This window comes from Xenorhabdus sp. SGI240 (assembly GCF_040081915.1).
Taxonomy (GTDB): Bacteria; Pseudomonadota; Gammaproteobacteria; order Enterobacterales; family Enterobacteriaceae; genus Xenorhabdus; species Xenorhabdus bakwenae.
Genome location: NZ_JBEBMB010000022.1, coordinates 37568 through 55021, shown reverse-complemented (window position 1 = coordinate 55021; position 17454 = coordinate 37568). Strand labels below are relative to the sequence as shown.

17 protein-coding genes are annotated in these 17454 nt (G+C 44.5%); 10 read left to right on the top strand and 7 right to left on the bottom strand.

Going from position 1 to position 17454, the window contains the following annotated elements:
- The 3 genes from tnpA to rsmE form a co-directional block, all read right to left on the bottom strand.
- On the bottom strand, positions 1-296 hold a 296-nt coding region (gene tnpA / locus ABLA76_RS05460; protein ID WP_348987168.1), incomplete at its 3' end, for an IS200/IS605 family transposase.
- A gap of 377 nt (positions 297-673) precedes the next feature.
- Complete coding sequence (gene gshB, locus ABLA76_RS05455; protein WP_348987167.1) at positions 674-1633, bottom strand: glutathione synthase; 960 nt, start codon at positions 1631-1633, stop codon at positions 674-676.
- 9 nt (positions 1634-1642) lie between these two features.
- Positions 1643-2374, bottom strand: a complete 732-nt coding sequence (rsmE, locus tag ABLA76_RS05450; protein WP_047769717.1) for a 16S rRNA (uracil(1498)-N(3))-methyltransferase — start codon at positions 2372-2374, stop codon at positions 1643-1645.
- Between the two features lie 289 nt (positions 2375-2663).
- Here rsmE and ABLA76_RS05445 point away from each other — a divergent pair, with 289 nt between their 5' ends.
- On the top strand, positions 2664-3170 hold the full coding sequence (locus ABLA76_RS05445) for an A24 family peptidase (protein ID WP_348987166.1): 507 nt from the start codon (positions 2664-2666) through the stop codon (positions 3168-3170).
- A gap of 715 nt (positions 3171-3885) precedes the next feature.
- Here ABLA76_RS05445 and ABLA76_RS05440 read toward each other — a convergent pair.
- Positions 3886-4770 carry an MBL fold metallo-hydrolase gene (locus ABLA76_RS05440; RefSeq protein ID WP_348987165.1) on the bottom strand — a complete coding sequence of 295 codons (885 nt, stop codon included), beginning with the start codon at positions 4768-4770 and terminating at the stop codon, positions 3886-3888.
- A gap of 141 nt (positions 4771-4911) precedes the next feature.
- Here ABLA76_RS05440 and ABLA76_RS05435 point away from each other — a divergent pair, with 141 nt between their 5' ends.
- Positions 4912-5826 carry a LysR family transcriptional regulator gene (locus ABLA76_RS05435; RefSeq protein WP_348987164.1) on the top strand — a complete coding sequence of 305 codons (915 nt, stop codon included), beginning with the start codon at positions 4912-4914 and terminating at the stop codon, positions 5824-5826.
- Here the strand turns inward: ABLA76_RS05435 and ABLA76_RS05430 are convergent.
- Complete coding sequence (locus tag ABLA76_RS05430) at positions 5809-6738, bottom strand: LysR family transcriptional regulator (RefSeq protein ID WP_047769711.1); 930 nt, start codon at positions 6736-6738, stop codon at positions 5809-5811. The genes ABLA76_RS05435 and ABLA76_RS05430 overlap by 18 nt on opposite strands.
- Positions 6739-6869: 131 nt before the next feature.
- Here ABLA76_RS05430 and lysA point away from each other — a divergent pair, with 131 nt between their 5' ends.
- Positions 6870-8132 (top strand): diaminopimelate decarboxylase, encoded by a 1263-nt coding sequence (gene lysA / locus ABLA76_RS05425; protein WP_348987163.1) that lies wholly within the window; start codon positions 6870-6872, stop codon positions 8130-8132.
- Positions 8133-8201: 69 nt separating this feature from the next.
- On the opposite strand, the gene fadE is transcribed toward lysA, so the two are convergent.
- The gene (gene fadE / locus ABLA76_RS05420) at positions 8202-10649 is read right to left on the bottom strand and encodes an acyl-CoA dehydrogenase FadE (protein ID WP_348987162.1); all 2448 of its coding nucleotides are present in this window, start codon (positions 10647-10649) and stop codon (positions 8202-8204) included.
- 253 nt (positions 10650-10902) lie between these two features.
- On the opposite strand from fadE, the gene lpcA reads away from it, so the two are divergent.
- The gene (lpcA, locus tag ABLA76_RS05415) at positions 10903-11484 is read left to right on the top strand and encodes a D-sedoheptulose 7-phosphate isomerase (RefSeq protein WP_348987161.1); all 582 of its coding nucleotides are present in this window, start codon (positions 10903-10905) and stop codon (positions 11482-11484) included.
- A gap of 36 nt (positions 11485-11520) precedes the next feature.
- Positions 11521-12288, top strand: a complete 768-nt coding sequence (locus ABLA76_RS05410; protein ID WP_348987160.1) for a class II glutamine amidotransferase — start codon at positions 11521-11523, stop codon at positions 12286-12288.
- A gap of 144 nt (positions 12289-12432) precedes the next feature.
- On the opposite strand, the gene ABLA76_RS05405 is transcribed toward ABLA76_RS05410, so the two are convergent.
- Complete coding sequence (locus ABLA76_RS05405; RefSeq protein ID WP_047769702.1) at positions 12433-12738, bottom strand: hypothetical protein; 306 nt, start codon at positions 12736-12738, stop codon at positions 12433-12435.
- Between the two features lie 107 nt (positions 12739-12845).
- Here ABLA76_RS05405 and ABLA76_RS05400 point away from each other — a divergent pair, with 107 nt between their 5' ends.
- Genes ABLA76_RS05400 through nqrE form a run of 5 tightly spaced genes read left to right on the top strand, consistent with a single transcriptional unit; the run spans position 12846 to position 17445 of the window.
- Positions 12846-14189, top strand: coding sequence for a Na(+)-translocating NADH-quinone reductase subunit A (locus ABLA76_RS05400; RefSeq protein ID WP_348987159.1), 1344 nt, complete (start codon positions 12846-12848; stop codon positions 14187-14189).
- Positions 14190-14192: 3 nt separating this feature from the next.
- Positions 14193-15431 (top strand): NADH:ubiquinone reductase (Na(+)-transporting) subunit B, encoded by a 1239-nt coding sequence (locus ABLA76_RS05395; protein WP_047769698.1) that lies wholly within the window; start codon positions 14193-14195, stop codon positions 15429-15431.
- A complete protein-coding gene (locus tag ABLA76_RS05390) occupies positions 15424-16218 on the top strand; it encodes a Na(+)-translocating NADH-quinone reductase subunit C (RefSeq protein WP_348987158.1) in 795 nt (264 codons plus the stop codon). Before ABLA76_RS05395 ends, ABLA76_RS05390 begins: the two co-directional genes overlap by 8 nt.
- Positions 16211-16840 (top strand): NADH:ubiquinone reductase (Na(+)-transporting) subunit D, encoded by a 630-nt coding sequence (locus ABLA76_RS05385; protein ID WP_348987157.1) that lies wholly within the window; start codon positions 16211-16213, stop codon positions 16838-16840. Before ABLA76_RS05390 ends, ABLA76_RS05385 begins: the two co-directional genes overlap by 8 nt.
- A gap of 8 nt (positions 16841-16848) precedes the next feature.
- Positions 16849-17445, top strand: coding sequence for an NADH:ubiquinone reductase (Na(+)-transporting) subunit E (nqrE, locus tag ABLA76_RS05380; protein ID WP_038235359.1), 597 nt, complete (start codon positions 16849-16851; stop codon positions 17443-17445).
- The last annotated feature ends 9 nt before the right edge of the window (positions 17446-17454 follow it).

The following is a 17454-nucleotide window of genomic DNA, read 5'->3' as shown; positions in this document are numbered from 1 at the left end:
AAGTCGAGCATCGCGTTAAATTTATTAAATACTCGGATAGCTGTTCGGCCTTTTAAATAACCAAGTACCTGAGATACAGATAATTTCGGGGGTATTTTTACCAAAAGATGAACATGATCTATTTGAACATTCAATTCTACAATTTCTATACCGAGTTGCTCACAGGAAATCCGTATCTGTTTATAGACCTCCCTTCCAACATTATTTTTCAGTATTCTAAATCGATATTTGGGTGTCCAAACGATATGGTATTGGCAACACCAAACTACATGCGATGCTTTCTTAAATCTACTCATGGTTAAATCCGTCTCTGTTATGGGGATAACAGTTCGGATTTTCCCATGAGTAGCATTATTGGCAGAGCCAATTTGTTGCTGACCACCTCCACAGGAGGTGGTATTCAGTTATGACTAAACGCGCATACGTCAAAATATTTAAGTTCAAGGTCACCGTCTAAAGACGGTGGTTTTAACCTTTCATATGGAAAAATAAAAAAGCCCCTCGAAAATCAAAGGGCTTTTGCTAGCGGTTTCAGTTATAAAGTGGATGAGATGTGGATGATGTCATATAAATCCTTTTATAATCAATATGTAACATCTCTAAAATTCCCACAGTATGTGGACTCTTATTATAAATGGCAAATATTGTCAGGAAACGAATGTTGTTTGACCTGTTAAGCTATCTGTTTTTCCAATCGTTTTTCGATAGCATCCATCAACATGCCAGTAATGGCGATGTCCGGGAAAGCGGCTTCAATTTCACGTACACAGGTTGGGCTGGTTACGTTGATTTCAGTTAAGCGGTCACCAATGATATCCAGCCCAACGAAAATTAACCCTTTCTCTTTTAATACCGGAGCAACTGCACGGGCAATTGCCCAATCGCTTTCTGACAATGGGCGAGCTTCTCCACGACCACCTGCCGCCAGGTTACCACGGGTTTCTCCTTGAGCAGGGATACGGGCAAGGCAATAAGGCACAGGTTCACCATCAACAACCAGTACGCGTTTATCTCCATCTTTAATGGCAGGCAGAAAATTTTGGGCCATACAATAACAATTGCCATGTTCAGTCAGGGTTTCAATAATAACACCAACATTGGTGTCATCTTGTTTCAGACGGAAGATGGAAGCGCCTCCCATACCATCTAAAGGTTTAAAAATAACATCGCCATGTTTTTGGTGGAATTCGCGTAGTTTTTTGGCACTGCGGGTAACTAGCGTATCGGGTGTCCATTCTGGGAACCAGGCAGTAAACAATTTTTCGTTACAATCGCGCAGGCTTTGGGGCTTATTAACGATCAGGCGGCCTTTGGTTTCTGCTCTTTCCAGAATATAGGTCGCATAAATGTACTCAGTATCAAAAGGTGGATCTTTGCGCATCAAAATAACGTGCAAAGTATCGAGAGCGATTTCTTGCTCACTGCCAAACTGATACCACTGTTGTGGATTTTCTTCCACCGTGAGCAAACGTGTGCGGGCGCGAGCCTCTCCCTGATGCAGGTAGAGATCATGCATTTCCATATAATGGATTTCCCATCCGCGTTTTTGTGCTTCCAGCAGCATGGCAAAACTAGTGTCTTTCTTGATGTTGATGGATGAAATAGGATCCATCACAATACCGAGCTTAATCATTTTTTCTCCTTAACCCAGGTCACCAAAACGTACTTGCAATGCGGTAATTGCAGTGAGTGCTGTCGTTTCTGTCCTCAGGACTCGAGGCCCTAACAGGATATCAGTAAATTGATATTTTGCTGTCATTTCTATCTCTTCGGCAGACAATCCCCCTTCAGGCCCAATCAGCAGGCGTACTTTTTCCACGGGGAGTGGGAGGGTATTGATGCTATGGCTGGCACGGGGGTGCAGATTTAATTTTAGGCTGCCGTCATTTTCTGCGCACCAGGTTTCAAGTGGCATAATGGGGCGGATTTCAGGGATCTGGTTACGTCCGCACTGCTCACAGGCAGAAATGGCAATTTTTTTCCATTGTTGTAATTTCTTCTCCAACCTTTCTGTATCCAGTTTTATGCCACAACGTTCAGACAGAAGTGGGGTAATCGTGTTGACACCCAATTCAACCGATTTTTGGATTGTAAATTCCATTTTTTCACCACGGGACATGACCTGCCCCAGATGCAGGTTCAGTGGTGATTCATGATCAGATAATTTGCCATCAAGGATAAACACCTTAACTGTTTTTTTACTGGCTTCCGTGATTATTGCATCAAAAACCTGATTACTGCCATCAAAGAGTTGTAATGCTTGCCCATTACTCATTCTAAGCACGCGACCCACGTGATTGGCAGCGTCATCACTCAAATAAACCTCCACGCCTGTTGAGAGCAGTTCAGGGTGATAGATGCGGGGTATTCGCATATTCTTCTTTCCTTCTTTTTCCGGGTTCTTCCGGTATGGCGCAAACAGCCATATGACAAAATTGATTCATTGCCATGATAAATTAGCGCTGTTTGCGTGATCAAGTTATCTCTTGGCTTAAGGAATACAAGATATCTCCATGCGAGCTGGTTCGCATATTTATTTTATAATTGCTTTTTTAGCTAAATTTTTATTGCCAATACCCGGAATAAAAAATTAATATTCATCTTGTCCTGATTGATGTCAGGAAATTAAGGAAAGAAGACGGTAACAAGGATGTTATTTATAAATGGATTTTAATTTCTTACAGGTGAGAAAAAGGAAGGGTTTTATTTTAATTAACGTAGATTATATAATAGTTATGTTTTTCTGTAGTACCTTATTGTTATTGGCCGTTATCGATATTAAAATGTATTGCTTGCCGGATATTATCACTCTTCCTTTATTATGGCTTGGTCTTTTGGTTAATATTGATGGCAATTTGGTTTCAATAAAGAGTGCAATATATGGCGCCATATCAGGGTATCTTTTTTTGTGGTTTTTGTATTGGTTATGTAGATATACCTTAAATAAGGAGGGAATAGGTTATGGTGATCTTAAATTAACCGCAGCGATCGGTGCTTGGTTGGGTGTGGAAATAATACCAATATTGATGCTGATGGCTTCATTATTTGGCGTGTTCGGGTTTGTAATAATTGGCGTGAAAAGAAAATCGTTTCCTGAATTTATCGCATTTGGGCCTTATTTATGTTTATCCGCGATAGTATTACTGGGGTATGGTATTGGCAGAGTATAGTATTCATCTGCAAAGTGAGACAATAAATAAAAAGTGGCGGAGAGAACAGGAACCTAACCTACGGTACGCATTCTGTAAATACTAGATGTTAAAAGCATCTAGTTGTTTTAAGCTGCTTTTCTGCACATGCCAGACGTTGGAAGCATCTGGTTAGCTTGAGCAGCGCATCCTGCGTACATTAGACGTTAAAAGCATCTGGTTGGTTTAGGCTATTATTCTGTATGCGCTAGATGTTAGAAGCATCTAGTTGGCTTAAGCTGCTTGCCCTGCATATTCTAGACGTTGGAAGCATCTAGTTAGCTTTAGGTTGCTGGCTTATCTCTCCGCTGACTGCAAATTTAAAAAAAGTGAGATTTTTATTCAAGCTGATTTATTGGATTATGGACTATTGATCACAACTTAAGGTGATTAGTTATTTCAAAGTATAAAAAGGCGCTAAATATCACATTAATCAAAAAGGAATTATGTTTATTTGATAAGTTTTTTTCATTTTTAAAATGAATGCATTATTGATTTTTATATGGGGGTTAATATAAAGTATTAAAATAAATTTTGATACTAATTTTATTAAAGATGGGTAATGAGGTTTTGTTTTTTATTTGGCATTTTTTATTTGGCGTTTTTGATTCGTTGAAATTAAACGGGGCATTAAGGTAATATTTTAAATATTGTTATACGGGCGCTACTATCCGCAACACCCGTGATGATTTTTAACTTACTGAGGCCACTTCATTTCGCCTTTTAATACTTTGGCACTTAGCTCAAGACTCGATTCATCAGCCAGATCTGGATAGTGTTTCTTCATGGCTGCAATCAGCGCATTGGAATCTTTTGCTTTCGGTAACTCTTTTTCCAATGTCGTCAGGTAATTTTGGGTAAAAGTCACTGAATCCAACGTCATTGATGAATTCCCCAGATAGTGGCCTGGTACAACAGTTTTAGGTTGTAGGCTCTTGATGCGATCCAATGTTTGTTGCCAATGCTGGCGTGACGCTTTGGTCTGGGTATCCGCAATCCATACATGGATATTGTCAGAAACAGTCACACCACCAACAACGGCTTTTAATTTAGGAACCCAGACAAAAGTACGATCTGCGGCTGGGCCATCTAAACCTTCAATAATCAGTTTTTCACCATCAACAGTGAAGGCGTTTCCTTTTAGTGGCTCTGGTACGACGATCTTTTTGGGGGCCTGGTCTGCAAGAATTCCCCCCCAATAAGCCAGCTTGCCATCTTTGGTTTCATTGATTGCTTTGATGGTTTCTGGTGATGCGATCACTTTGGCGTCAGGGAAAGCTTCGGTAATCACATCAAGGCCAAAATAAAAATCAGGATCGGATTGGCTGATATAGATCGTTGTCAATTTTTTACCTGTTTGCCGGATCATTTTAACCAGCTCTTGTGCATCATTTTTCTTAAATTGGGCATCGATCAGGACAACTTCATGATCACCGCTGATAATTTCAGAAGAAACAGGGAAAACACCTCTTTCACCTGGATTATAGATATCCAATTTCAGATCGGTTGCTTGAGCCAGTGAGGTTATCCCCAAGGAGAGTGTCGCTGCCAGAGCGATGTTTAATGTTGTTTTGCGAGCCATCGTCGAATTCCTGTAGCAAAAAGCTTGTGTGCTTGAATGACATGTATGATAAGTTGCATATTCCGATTTAAAAACCCCATAACCAGCAACTATTTGTTGCACAAATCGAGCGAATCAGGACAAAAAATAGGTTGGCTGAAAATGGATAGGATCACCGCAGCACAAGTGTTTGTTACGATTGTTGAACAGGGAAGCCTCATCGCGGCAGCAGAACGGTTGGATATGTCGAGGGCAATGGTATCGCGATATTTGGCTGAAATGGAAAAATGGGCAGGTGTTCGCTTATTGCATCGTACAACACGGAAAATTAGCCTGACTTCGGCGGGTGAAAGTGCTTATCAACGCAGCCTTAAGTTAATGGAATTAGCAGAAGGTATGCCGGCGCAACAGTCTTTGGAAGCACAAACCTTGAAGGGATTGTTGCGAGTGAGTTGTTCCCAATCATTGGGCATTAGTGCGCTGGCAGTTGCCATTCCTGAATTTATGCGGATATATCCGTACATTGCCGTCAATTTGCAAATGGATAATAAGGCTGTCAATTTGATAGAAGAACGCATTGATTTGGCAATCCGTATTACCAATAATCTGGAGCCAAATCTAATTGCTCGCCCATTATCAACTTGCCATTCCATCGTTTGTGCTGCACCGTCTTATTTAGCGGAAAAATCTATTCCCAACAATCCTATGGAGTTAACATCACATAATTGCCTGACCTATAACTTTTTCGGCAAAAGTTTGTGGGTATTTAAAAAACAGCATGAGCACTATTCAGTTCCTGTCAGTGGTACGTTAAGTGCCAATGAATCGACCGTATTGATGGAAGCTGCTTTGCAGGGAGCAGGAATTGCAATGCAGCCTTACTATTCAGTTTCTTCTTATTTGATGTCAGGGCAGTTAGTTGAGCTGCTGCCTGATTACCAACCTCAAGCAATGGGGATCTATGGCATTTATGCCAGCCGCCAGAATATGCCAGCAACTTTGCGTGCACTGTTGGATTTTCTGGTGGATTGGTTTGCGACATCACCTCATTGGCAACAATTAATGTTGAAACGCTAATGTCAATTTGTCGGCAAATAGAGCAACCTGTTGTTTTAAATGTGTAATGAAGGTCTCTACGGACTCTGAGGAGGGGCGATGGATGGGTTTGATTAAACTGACTGTGAATGGAATGTCGATACTGAATGGCCGAATGCAGATTTTGGCGCTGTCATCTAAATAATCCAATGCAGTTAGCGGATTTACGATAGACACGCCAATGCCTTCGTTAATCATGGCGCAAACTGAGGCTGCGCTATGGGTTTCCATCACCATCTTGCGATTGATTTGGTGCTCAGTAAAAATAGTATCAATCAGTTGCCTGTAACTGTCTGTGATCGAAAGACTGATAAATTTTTGATTGTGAAAATCTGCTGGCGTCAGTTGTGATTTTTGACCGAGCGGATGATTAATGGGTAAAACACAAACTTCATTTAAGGTTATCAACGTTTCTCGTTCAGTACCTGCTGGCGTCTGTAAATGTTCGGTTAAGCCAATATCATGGCGCTGTGCTGCAAGCCATTCTTCCAAAAGGGGAGATTCTTGTGGAATGATGGTCAGCCTGGCTTCGGGATAGTGTTCAATAAAACTGCAACAGGCTTTTGGCAGCAGAGATTGGGAGAACATTGGCAGGCAGGCGATGGATAACTGCGCCTGTTCAAATTGTCGGATACTGTCAGCCGCATTGATTATTCTTTCCAGCCCATAATAAGAGCGCTGCACTTCTTCGAATAGCCGTAATCCTTGCGCGGTAGGAAACAAACGCCCTTTGATTCGATCAAACAATTTAAGTTTCAGTAATTGTTCAAGGCGCGCAAGTTCACGGCTGACCGTGGGCTGGGATGTTTTCAGTAATAATGCTGCATCAGTCAGGTTTTTGGTGGTCATTACAGCATGAAAAATTTCAATGTGTCGCCATGAGCAGGAGTGCATACATTGTTCTCTTTGATTGGAAAATAGCTATAAGGATATCAAAAATGAATAGACTATAGCTAAATGGATATTTTTTTCCTGTCCTATTATTGTCAATAATGAGGGAACCGCTGATTTTGTGAGACACTTCCATGACTATATCGAGCTTACCTCATGACTTAAGGAAACATTTTACCCCTGAAAATCTGCTTCGTTTACCTGCTCAGTATGGAACACCATTGTGGGTTTATGATGGCGATAGCATCATCAAACAAATTAAAAAATTAAAACAGTTTGATGTCATTCGGTTTGCACAGAAAGCGTGTTCCAATATCCATATTTTACGCTTGATGAGAGAGCAGAGCGTGAAAGTTGATGCCGTGTCATTGGGTGAAATCGAGCGGGCGCTTTATGCAGGGTTTCAACCTGGGCGTGAGAAAGCAGAAATTGTGTTCACTGCGGATGTGATCGATGAGGCAACATTGTCGCGTGTCATTGAGCTGGATATTCCGGTCAATGCCGGTTCTATTGATATGTTGGCACAAATTGGTGAACGTCAGTCTGGTCATCCGGTTTGGCTGCGCATCAACCCCGGATTTGGGCATGGGCATAGCCAAAAGACGAATACTGGCGGCGAAAACAGCAAACATGGGATCTGGTTTCAGGATCTCCCTCTGGCAATTGAAAAAATTCATCAATATGGTTTGCAGTTAGTCGGGTTGCACATGCACATTGGTTCAGGAGTAGATTATCAGCATCTTTCCAATGTCTGTAATGCTATGGTGGAGCAGGTCAGGTTGTGCGGGGAAGATATTCAAGCCATTTCCGCAGGCGGTGGTTTATCAATTCGTTATAAGGACGGTGAAGAGTCAGTCGATACCGAACATTATTACAGCTTGTGGCATGAAGCTCGCCAACGTATTGAGCAGCATCTGGGGCATCACGTTGAGTTAGAAATCGAACCCGGTCGTTTTCTGGTTGCTGAGGCAGGGATCTTGCTGGCGGAAGTACGGGCGGTTAAATCTATGGGCAATCGGCATTATGTGCTGGTGGATGCGGGTTTCAATGACTTAATGCGTCCGGCGATGTATGGCAGTTATCACCCTATTTCGGTATTACCGATAAACGCGCGGCCGGAAACCACATTGGCAGAAACCATTGTCGCGGGGCCGTTATGTGAGTCTGGTGATGTGTTCACTCAGTTGGAAGGCGGAGAAGTTATATCACGTATGTTGCCTCGTGTTAGTGTCGGAGATTATCTGATTTTTCACCATACCGGCGCTTACGGTGCTTCTATGTCTTCAAATTATAATAGTCGTCCTTTGATCCCGGAAATTTTGTTTACCGGGGGAGAGGCGCATTTGATCCGTCGTCGCCAGACCATCGAAGAGTTGTTATTGCTGGAAGCCATTTAAATAAAAACGGGGCGTTGGTGCCCCGTTTCTTAGTCCCATATTTGCATTAATCAGGTTTTCTGGTCAGCATCATGCGGCTTTATCTTGACGCTGACTTTCAGGCTTTTTTGCTGGATTGGGTACAGCGAATGCATTTGGCTCAAATTCATCGACATTGATTGAACGCAGCCGACTGCTTTCAGCACGTTTCAGGATCTCTGCTTCTTCCTGGGTGATTCTGTTCTCAGCCAGTGCCTGTTCAGCTAATTTATCCAAACGGGTGAAGCTTAGATGTTTGCCTGCTTCGCGGCTCAAGCGAGCATGGATAGGCTCTGCGGCGATGATATCGTGCAATGCTTCTTCCAGTAACCCGTGGGGGTTATGTTCGCTGGGAGTCAGATATTGCCCACGTCCAATCCGGCTACGGGTTGCAGAAGGAGTCTGTAATATCTGGGCCAGTTTGTGATCCAATTTATCAGATGGAGCGGTATGTACACGTCCCAATGGGAAGACGATTACACGCATTAAACCTGCAACCAAACGGTTTGGGAAGTTGCTCAGTAACTCATTCATGGCCTGTTCAGCTTGATTCAGGCTATCTTCTACTGCCCATTGTACCAATGGTAAATCTTCTTTTTGGCGCCCTTCGTCTTCATAGCGTTTCAACGCGGCCGAAGCCAGGAAGATTTGGCTCAGAATGTCCCCCAGACGAGCTGAAATGCGTTCACGGCGTTTCAGACTGCCGCCCAATACGCCCATTGAAACATCAGAGAGCAGGGCAAGGTTGGCGCTTAAGCGGTTGATCTTCTGGTAGTAACGGCGAGTAGCATCATTGACTGGCGAATGACTGCTTCTGCCTTTGGTAATACCAAGCCACAGGCTGCGCAAAGTGTTGCTGGCAACATGGCCTAAGTGACCAAACAGAGCCTTGTCAAAGTGTTTCACATTGTTGCTTTCTGCTGCGGCGATTTCAGCCAGTATATAAGGATGGCAGCGGATTGCCCCCTGACCAAAGATGATCATGCTACGGGTCAGGATATTCGCACCTTCAACGGTAATAGCAATGGGTGAACCCTGATAACCGCGGGCAAGGAAGTTAGATGGCCCAAGGCAGATGCCTTTGCCGCCAGCGATATCCATGGCATCAATGATGGAACGTTGGCCTCTGTGCGTACAATGGTATTTCACGATAGCAGACAGAACGGAAGGTTTTTCGCCCAACATGATACCGCCGGTGATCATGGTTGCAGCCGCGTCCATCAGGTAAGCGTTACCTGCGATACGTGCCAGTGGCTCTTCAATCCCTTCCATTTTACCGATAGGTAACTTGAATTGACGACGAATATAGGAATAAGCCCCGATTGCCATCGTTGCACTTTTTAATCCTCCGGTTGCGTTGGATGGCAGAGTAATACCACGGCCAACAGACAGACATTCGACCAGCATACGCCAGCCCTGACCTGCCATTTTTGGCCCGCCGATGATGTAATCGATAGGAACGAAAATATCTTTACCACGGGTCGGACCATTCTGGAATGGGATATTCAGCGGGAAATGGCGGTGACCAATTTCAACGCCGGGCGTACTGGTTGGGATCAGGGCACAGGTAATGCCCAATGATTCAGTATCACCCAGCAGATGATCAGGATCATACAGTTTAAATGCTAATCCCAGCACGGTCGCGATAGGGGCAAGAGTAATGTAACGCTTATTCCAGTTCAGACGCATACCAAGCACTTGCTCGCCTTGCCATTCTCCCATACAGACAACACCAGTATCAGGAATAGCTCCGGCATCTGAACCGGCTTCTGGGCTGGTCAAAGCAAAGCAGGGAATTTCTTCACCGCGAGCCAGACCGGGCAAGTAATGTTTTTTCTGTTCGTCTGTGCCATAGTGTTGCAGCAATTCACCTGGCCCCAGGGAGTTGGGTACGCCAACAGTAATTGCCAGAATACCCGATACGCCGGCCAGTTTTTGTAGTACCTGAGACTGAGCGTAAGCGGAAAATTCCAGACCCCCGTACTCTTTCTTGATGATCATGGCAAAGAAGCGGTGTTCTTTCAGATAGGCCCAAAGCGCTGGTGGTAAGTCAGCCAGTTCATGGGTGATTTGGAAATCATTTGCCATGCGGCAGGCTTCTTCTACCGGGCCATCAATAAATGCTCTTTCTTCAGCAGTTAACTGTGGTTTTGGGTAGTTATGCAATTTTTGCCAGTCAGGGTTACCACGGAATAGATCGCCTTCCCACCATGTGGTTCCTGCATCAATGGCTTCTTTCTCTGTTTTGGACATGCTTGGCATAACTTTACGGAAAGCTTTTAGGCCGGGCGCAGAGAATAAAGAGATACGTACTGGTGTAAAAACCAGCGGGAACAGGACGATAGCGAGTGGTAACAGCAGCCAGTAACTCCAAAGGCCGGTTATGCCCATAACGAATGTATAGGCAACAAGCAGTAAACTACTGAGCGTTAGGCTGACTTTGTGGTAACAAAGCCCGCCAATCAAGACTAAAAATAAGATAATGCTGAAAGCGGTCATAGTAAAACTCCTGTAAATCTCAGGTTGAGTTGTCAGAGGTCTGACCTGTTGTGATGTCCTTCTTTTTTAGATGAGGAAAATGTATTTATCAATACATTTACATCTTAATTACAATCTAGCTCACAAAGTCGTTTTAGTTTTGCAAACAATAATTCTTTCAAAATGTGATGATATCTTCTTTCAGATGGGGGAATCCGTTACACTGGTTAGCTGATATTATTAATCCCGAAGACTTTTCAGGAGTATGAATTCCATGTATCAAGAACTGATCCGCAGTGAGTTATCCGAAGCCGCAGATACGTTGGTTAACTTCCTCAACGATGATACAAATATCGACGCCATTCAAAAAGCCGCCGTTTTGCTGGCTGATTCATTCAAAACAGGAGGAAAAGTGCTTTCCTGTGGTAATGGTGGTTCGCATTGTGATGCTATGCATTTTGCAGAAGAATTGACTGGCCGCTACCGTGAGAATCGTCCGGGATATCCGGCCATTGCGATTTCTGACCCCAGCCACTTATCTTGTGTGAGTAATGACTTTGGTTATGACTATGTATTTTCCCGTTATGTTGAAGCTGTCGGTCAAAAAGGTGATGTACTGCTAGGCATTTCAACTTCTGGAAACTCTGGCAACATCATTAAAGCGGTTGAAGCAGCCCACGCCAAGGGTATGAAAGTCATTACGCTGACTGGCAAAGATGGCGGAAAAATGGCAGGAACGGCAGATGTTGAAATTCGGGTGCCCCATTTTGGTTATGCAGATCGTATTCAGGAAATTCACATCAAAGTCATTCACATCTTGATTCAATTGATTGAAAAAGAAATGGTAAAAGCCTGATTGCTTTTCATTAGGAATCGGCATTAGGGGTAGGTGATGTGTGAATTACTTGGCATGAGTGCCAACGTGCCAACAGATATTGTTTTCAGTCTGAGTGGCTTAATTCAGCGTGGTGGGCATACCGGCCCACATAAAGACGGTTGGGGAGTTACCTTTTATGAGGGATTGGGATACCGGACATTTAAAGATCACCAATCCAGTTGTCATTCACCTGTAGCTCGATTTATACAAGGCTATCCAATCAAATCGGAAGTGATTGTTGCCCATATTCGTCAGGCAAACCGTGGTCATGTCTCCCTGGCCAATACTCATCCATTTACCCGTGAATTGTGGGGAAGGTATTGGACTTATGCCCATAATGGTCAGCTTAAGGGATACAGTAAGCTGAAAACGGGTAGTTACCGTCCGGTTGGTGAGACAGACAGTGAATGGGCATTTTGCTGGATATTACATCAGTTATCGTTGAAATATCCCAAGCGACCTTCCAATTGGCCTGCGGTATTTAAATTTATTGCTTCCCTGGCGGATCACCTGAGAAAGAAAGGTGTTTTCAATATGCTGTTGTCAGACGGGCAGTTTGTCATGGCTTACTGTTCGACTCAATTGCATTGGATTACTCGTCGTGCCCCTTTCGGCAGGGCTAAATTACTTGATCAGGATGTTGAAATCGATTTCCAGCAGCACACCCAGCCAGGGGATGTCGTATCCGTGATTGCCACCCAACCTTTAACCGGAAATGAAGTTTGGCACTGTATTGAATCAGGTGACTATGTGTTATTTCATCTTGGAGAGAGGATAATTTGATTCGCTGTTCCGAAAGGGTGATTGGTTTTCTGGTTTTACATTAATGACATATTGCCCGTCTATTACGTTAACTGTGGCAGGAATGCTATTTTGGACAAAATACGCATAAGCGGCTGTCATTGTTTCCAAAACAACTCATTGTCGTTATTTTACTGCCGCTTCCATTAAATTCCTGCCGGAATCTCCTTTTGATTTATCGAACCCGTTGGGAAGACTCAAATTAACAGCGCAATAATTAATTTTTGATTGAAAATCGCCCTGATGTAGAGAAAAGTGATAGAAACATTCGTCTTTATCGAATGGTTGACGGTTTAGCAGAGAAATTATTTTTATTTGCTTGAACTGTGTCACTTGATTAATCAGACAGTCAGTGGGGGAGGTGTTAGAATTACCCCGGCGAAAATTAAGAGAAACTTTGTAACGATTATCGGAGTGAATAACTTGAGACATATATTGCTCAAGGTTTTTTGTATTACTAGAGTCGCTGCATTACCTCACGGGAATACCGCAAGGTAATCTGTAGTATATGATTTAACTGATAAACTTGTGCAAATCTTATGATTAAAATTAAAAAAGGACTCGACCTCCCGATAGCAGGAGCGCCTGCCCAAGTTATAGAAGATGGTCCGACAATTCGCCATGTGGCTTTACTGGGTGAAGAATATGTCGGAATGCGTCCTTCTATGCTGGTTAAGGAAGGTGAGCATGTCAAAAAAGGGCAAATTCTTTTTGCAGATAAGAAGAATCCAGGGGTTGTTTTCACGAGTCCCGCAAGCGGGAAAGTTGTCACTATTGGACGTGGTGAACGTCGTGTCTTGCAATCTGTTGTTATTGAAGTAAGTGGCGATGAGAAAGTCACATTCGATCGCTATGAGCGTGCTGAACTTGCTGGTCTGAGCCGTGAACAAGTAGAGAAAAATCTACTTGCGTCAGGATTGTGGACAGCGTTGCGTACACGTCCTTTCAGCCGTACCCCTGTCTCCGGTTCCACACCAAAGGCAATCTTCGTTACGGCAACGGACACCCAGCCACTGGCTGCTGATCCACTCGTCGTTATCGCAACTCAGGAAGAGGCTTTTGTTGATGGCCTGAATATTCTGTCAAGATTGACGGAGGGGAAAATCCACGTTTGTTACGGCGCTGGCAATATTCCAACGGTGGGAAATAACGCTCAAATCACCTATAGCCAGTTTACTGGCCCACACCCAGCCGGTTTGGTGGGCACTCATATTCATTTCATTGAACCTGTTAGTGCCCAAAAAATGGTTTGGCATCTGGGTTATCAGGATGTTATTGCTATCGGTAAACTGTTTACCACGGGGGAGCTTTACGCTGATCGTGTGGTGTCTCTGGCGGGACCACAGGTGAAATCGCCACGCTTGGTACGTACTCGGTTAGGCGCTGATTTGCGGGAATTGACGCAAAATCAGTTGCAAGAGGGTGAAAACCGTATTGTTTCTGGTTCCGTACTGTGTGGTACAAAATCAGATGACATTCGTCATTATCTTGGCCGCTTCCATACGCTGGTTTCTGTCCTTGCGGAAGGTCGGGAAAAAGAGCTGTTTGGTTGGATCGCGCCCGGCGCTAATAAGTTCTCGGTTACCCGCACCACAATCGGCCATTTCCTGAAAAAGAAACGTTTTGCTTTCTCAACCACAACAAACGGTGGGGAACGTTCTATGGTGCCCATTGGCAACTATGAGCGTGTCATGCCGCTGGATATCATGGCAACTCACCTATTGCGTGACTTGCTTGCAGGTGATTCTGATAGCGCTCAGGCGCTGGGTTGTCTGGAGCTGGATGAAGAAGATTTGGCCTTGTGTACCTATGTTTGCCCCGGCAAATATGAGTACGGCCCGGTACTGCGTGAAGTGCTGACTAAGATTGAGCTGGAAGGGTAATTCATGGGCCTGAAAAATTTATTTGAAAAAGTAGAGCCTCACTTTGAGTCCGGTGGCAAACTGGAAAAGTATTATCCTCTTTATGAGGCAGTGAGCACCATTTTCTATACGCCGGGCACAGTGACAAAAGGAAGTGCCCATGTCCGTGATGCCATCGATCTCAAGCGCATGATGATCCTGGTGTGGCTATCTGTTTTCCCTGCGATGTTTTGGGGCATGTATAACGTCGGAAATCAGGCACTACCTGCGCTGACTCATTTATATAACGGAGATGCCTTACAACAGATTCTGGCTTCTGACTGGCATTATATGCTTGCTCAGTATCTTGGAGCATCATTAACACCAGATGCCGGATGGGGCAGTAAGATGCTGTTGGGAGCGACCTACTTCCTACCAATTTATGCGGTTGTGTTTGTCGTGGGTGGCTTCTGGGAAGTTTTGTTTGCCATTATCCGCAAACATGAAATTAACGAAGGCTTCTTTGTTAGCTCCATTCTGTTCGCATTGATTGTTCCACCCACATTGCCACTGTGGCAGGCGGCTTTGGGGATTACTTTCGGCGTGGTGATTGCGAAAGAGATCTTTGGTGGTACGGGTCGTAACTTCCTGAACCCAGCTTTGGCGGGTCGTGCTTTCCTGTTCTTTGCTTACCCGGCCCAGATTTCTGGTGATTTGGTTTGGACTGCAGCTGACGGTTTTTCGGGTGCAACGCCTTTGTCCCAATGGGCAGCAGCGGGTAGCCACGGTCTGATAAATACCATTACCGGTCAGCCAATCACCTGGATGGACGCTTTTATTGGTAACATTCCAGGCTCAGTTGGTGAAGTCTCCACTTTGATGATTTTCATCGGTGGTGCCATCATTCTGTTTGCCCGCATTGCGTCATGGCGCATCGTTGCTGGTGTGATGATCGGTATGATTGCTGTGTCTTACCTGTTTAATGCCATTGGTTCCAGCACTAACCCCATGTTCGCTATGCCGTGGTACTGGCATATGGTTCTGGGAGGCTTCGCTTTCGGTATGATCTTTATGGCGACTGATCCTGTATCCGCAGCGTTTACGGATAAAGGGAAGTGGGCATACGGTATCCTGATCGGGGCTATGTGCATTTTGATCCGGGTGGTAAACCCCGCGTACCCAGAAGGAATGATGTTGGCGATTTTGTTCGCTAACCTGTTCGCGCCACTGTTCGATTATCTGGTCGTACAGGCCAATATTAAGCGGAGAAAAGCCCGTGGCTAATGATAAACCAAGAAATAATGATAGCATCGGCAGAACATTCCTCGTTGTTTTTGTGCTGTGCCTTGTTTGCTCGATAGTGGTTGCCGGTTCAGCCGTCGGTTTGAAAGCACAGCAGCAGGAACAGAAGTTGCTGGATAAGCAGCGTAATATTCTGGATGTGGCGGGTTTACTAAAACCTGCCATGACAACGGCGGAAATCAACGAAATTTATAACAGCCGTATTCAGCCTGAATTGCTTGATTTGAAAACAGCAACGTTGAAAAAAAGCAAGGGTAATTTTGACCTGAATAATGCCCTGCGCAGTGACGAAACCAGTATTGCTTTGTTACCAGAGCTGGATCTGGCGAAAATTCGCCGTCGTGCCAATATGGCTGAAATCTATCTGGTCAAGGATGAAAGCGGTAAAACGACTGAGCTGGTTCTGCCAATATATGGCTCTGGCCTGTGGTCAATGATGTATGCCTTTATTTCCATTGACATAGATGGTGTCACATCTCATGGCATCACTTATTACTCTCATGGTGAAACTCCGGGTTTGGGGGGGGAGGTTGATAACCCGCAATGGCGTAAACAGTGGGTTGGTAAAAAACTCTATAACCCGCAAGGTGTTCCGGCACTTAAGATTGTTCGGGGCGGCGCCGGTGATAACCCTTACGGTGTAGATGGGCTGTCTGGTGCAACCCTGACTTCTAACGGTGTTCAGCATATGTTTGATTTCTGGCTGGGTGATAACGGTTTTGGCCCATTCCTGAAAAAAGTACGTGAGGGAGCCTTGAAAGATGGCTGATAGTAAAGAGATAAAACGCGTCCTTCTTGGGCCACTGTTTGATAATAATCCAATTGCATTGCAGGTTTTGGGGGTGTGTTCAGCGCTGGCTGTGACCACTAAATTGGAAACTGCGTTAGTCATGACCATTGCAGTTACCTTGGTCACCGCGTTTTCCAGCTTTTTCATTTCATTAATTCGTAACTATATTCCTGGCAGTGTGCGAATCATCGTACAGATGGCGATCATTGCATCTCTGGTTATCGTCGTAGACCAGATCTTGCAGGCTTATGCCTACGAAATTTCCAAACAGCTATCAGTGTTTGTTGGCCTTATCATCACGAACTGTATTGTCATGGGACGTGCTGAAGCTTATGCCATGAAAGCGCCACCCGTTGAAAGTTTTATGGATGGTATCGGCAATGGTTTGGGCTATGGCGTTATTCTGTTGCTGGTTGGTTTCTTGCGTGAACTGTTTGGTTCAGGAAAATTGTTCGGTGTTACGGTGCTGGAATCTGTCAAAAATGGCGGTTGGTATCAACCTAATGGCTTATTCTTGCTGGCACCGAGCGCATTTTTCATTATTGGTATGCTGATTTGGGGTTTGCGGACTCTGAAACCTGCGCAGGTTGAGAAGGAGTAACAAACAAAATGGAACATTATATTAGTTTGTTTGTCCGCGCAGTCTTTATCGAGAATATGGCATTATCTTTCTTTCTCGGTATGTGTACGTTTTTGGCGGTATCAAAGAATGTTAAGACGGCCTTTGGCCTGGGTGTGGCGGTCACCGTCGTATTGGGAATTTCCGTTCCTGCCAATAACCTTGTCTACAATCTGGTGCTCCGTGATGGAGCACTGATGGATGGGGTGGATTTGAGTTTCCTGAACTTCATTACCTTTATCGGGGTCATTGCAGCATTGGTACAGATCCTGGAAATGATCTTAGACCGTTATGTTCCGGCACTTTACAACGCATTGGGAATTTTCTTGCCGTTGATTACAGTGAACTGTGCAATTTTCGGTGGCGTTTCATTTATGGCACAACGTGACTATAACTTCAGTGAATCCATCGTATACGGTTTCGGTTCAGGTATGGGCTGGATGCTGGCAATTGTTCTGATGGCTGCTATCCGTGAAAAAATGAAATATGCGGATGTTCCGGCGGGTCTGAAAGGATTGGGGATCACCTTTGTCACCACCGGTTTGATGGCATTGGGCTTTATGTCCTTCTCCGGTGTGCAGCTCTAAAGGCGAGAG

Excerpts from the sequence above, each read along its gene's own strand:
- ABLA76_RS05385 (WP_348987157.1), top strand. The coding sequence starts at position 16,211 with ATGGCTGATAGTAAAGAGATAAAACGCGTCCTTCTTGGGCCACTGTTT.
- rsmE (WP_047769717.1), bottom strand. The coding sequence starts at position 2,374 with ATGCGAATACCCCGCATCTATCACCCTGAACTGCTCTCAACAGGCGTG.
- fadE (WP_348987162.1), bottom strand. The coding sequence starts at position 10,649 with ATGACCGCTTTCAGCATTATCTTATTTTTAGTCTTGATTGGCGGGCTT.
- ABLA76_RS05395 (WP_047769698.1), top strand. The coding sequence starts at position 14,193 with ATGGGCCTGAAAAATTTATTTGAAAAAGTAGAGCCTCACTTTGAGTCC.
- ABLA76_RS05430 (WP_047769711.1), bottom strand. The coding sequence starts at position 6,738 with ATGCACTCCTGCTCATGGCGACACATTGAAATTTTTCATGCTGTAATG.
- ABLA76_RS05400 (WP_348987159.1), top strand. The coding sequence starts at position 12,846 with ATGATTAAAATTAAAAAAGGACTCGACCTCCCGATAGCAGGAGCGCCT.
- ABLA76_RS05435 (WP_348987164.1), top strand. The coding sequence starts at position 4,912 with ATGGATAGGATCACCGCAGCACAAGTGTTTGTTACGATTGTTGAACAG.
- ABLA76_RS05405 (WP_047769702.1), bottom strand. The coding sequence starts at position 12,738 with ATGTCTCAAGTTATTCACTCCGATAATCGTTACAAAGTTTCTCTTAAT.
- nqrE (WP_038235359.1), top strand. The coding sequence starts at position 16,849 with ATGGAACATTATATTAGTTTGTTTGTCCGCGCAGTCTTTATCGAGAAT.
- lpcA (WP_348987161.1), top strand. The coding sequence starts at position 10,903 with ATGTATCAAGAACTGATCCGCAGTGAGTTATCCGAAGCCGCAGATACG.
- ABLA76_RS05410 (WP_348987160.1), top strand. The coding sequence starts at position 11,521 with ATGTGTGAATTACTTGGCATGAGTGCCAACGTGCCAACAGATATTGTT.
- ABLA76_RS05440 (WP_348987165.1), bottom strand. The coding sequence starts at position 4,770 with ATGGCTCGCAAAACAACATTAAACATCGCTCTGGCAGCGACACTCTCC.
- lysA (WP_348987163.1), top strand. The coding sequence starts at position 6,870 with ATGACTATATCGAGCTTACCTCATGACTTAAGGAAACATTTTACCCCT.
- gshB (WP_348987167.1), bottom strand. The coding sequence starts at position 1,633 with ATGATTAAGCTCGGTATTGTGATGGATCCTATTTCATCCATCAACATC.
- ABLA76_RS05445 (WP_348987166.1), top strand. The coding sequence starts at position 2,664 with ATGGATTTTAATTTCTTACAGGTGAGAAAAAGGAAGGGTTTTATTTTA.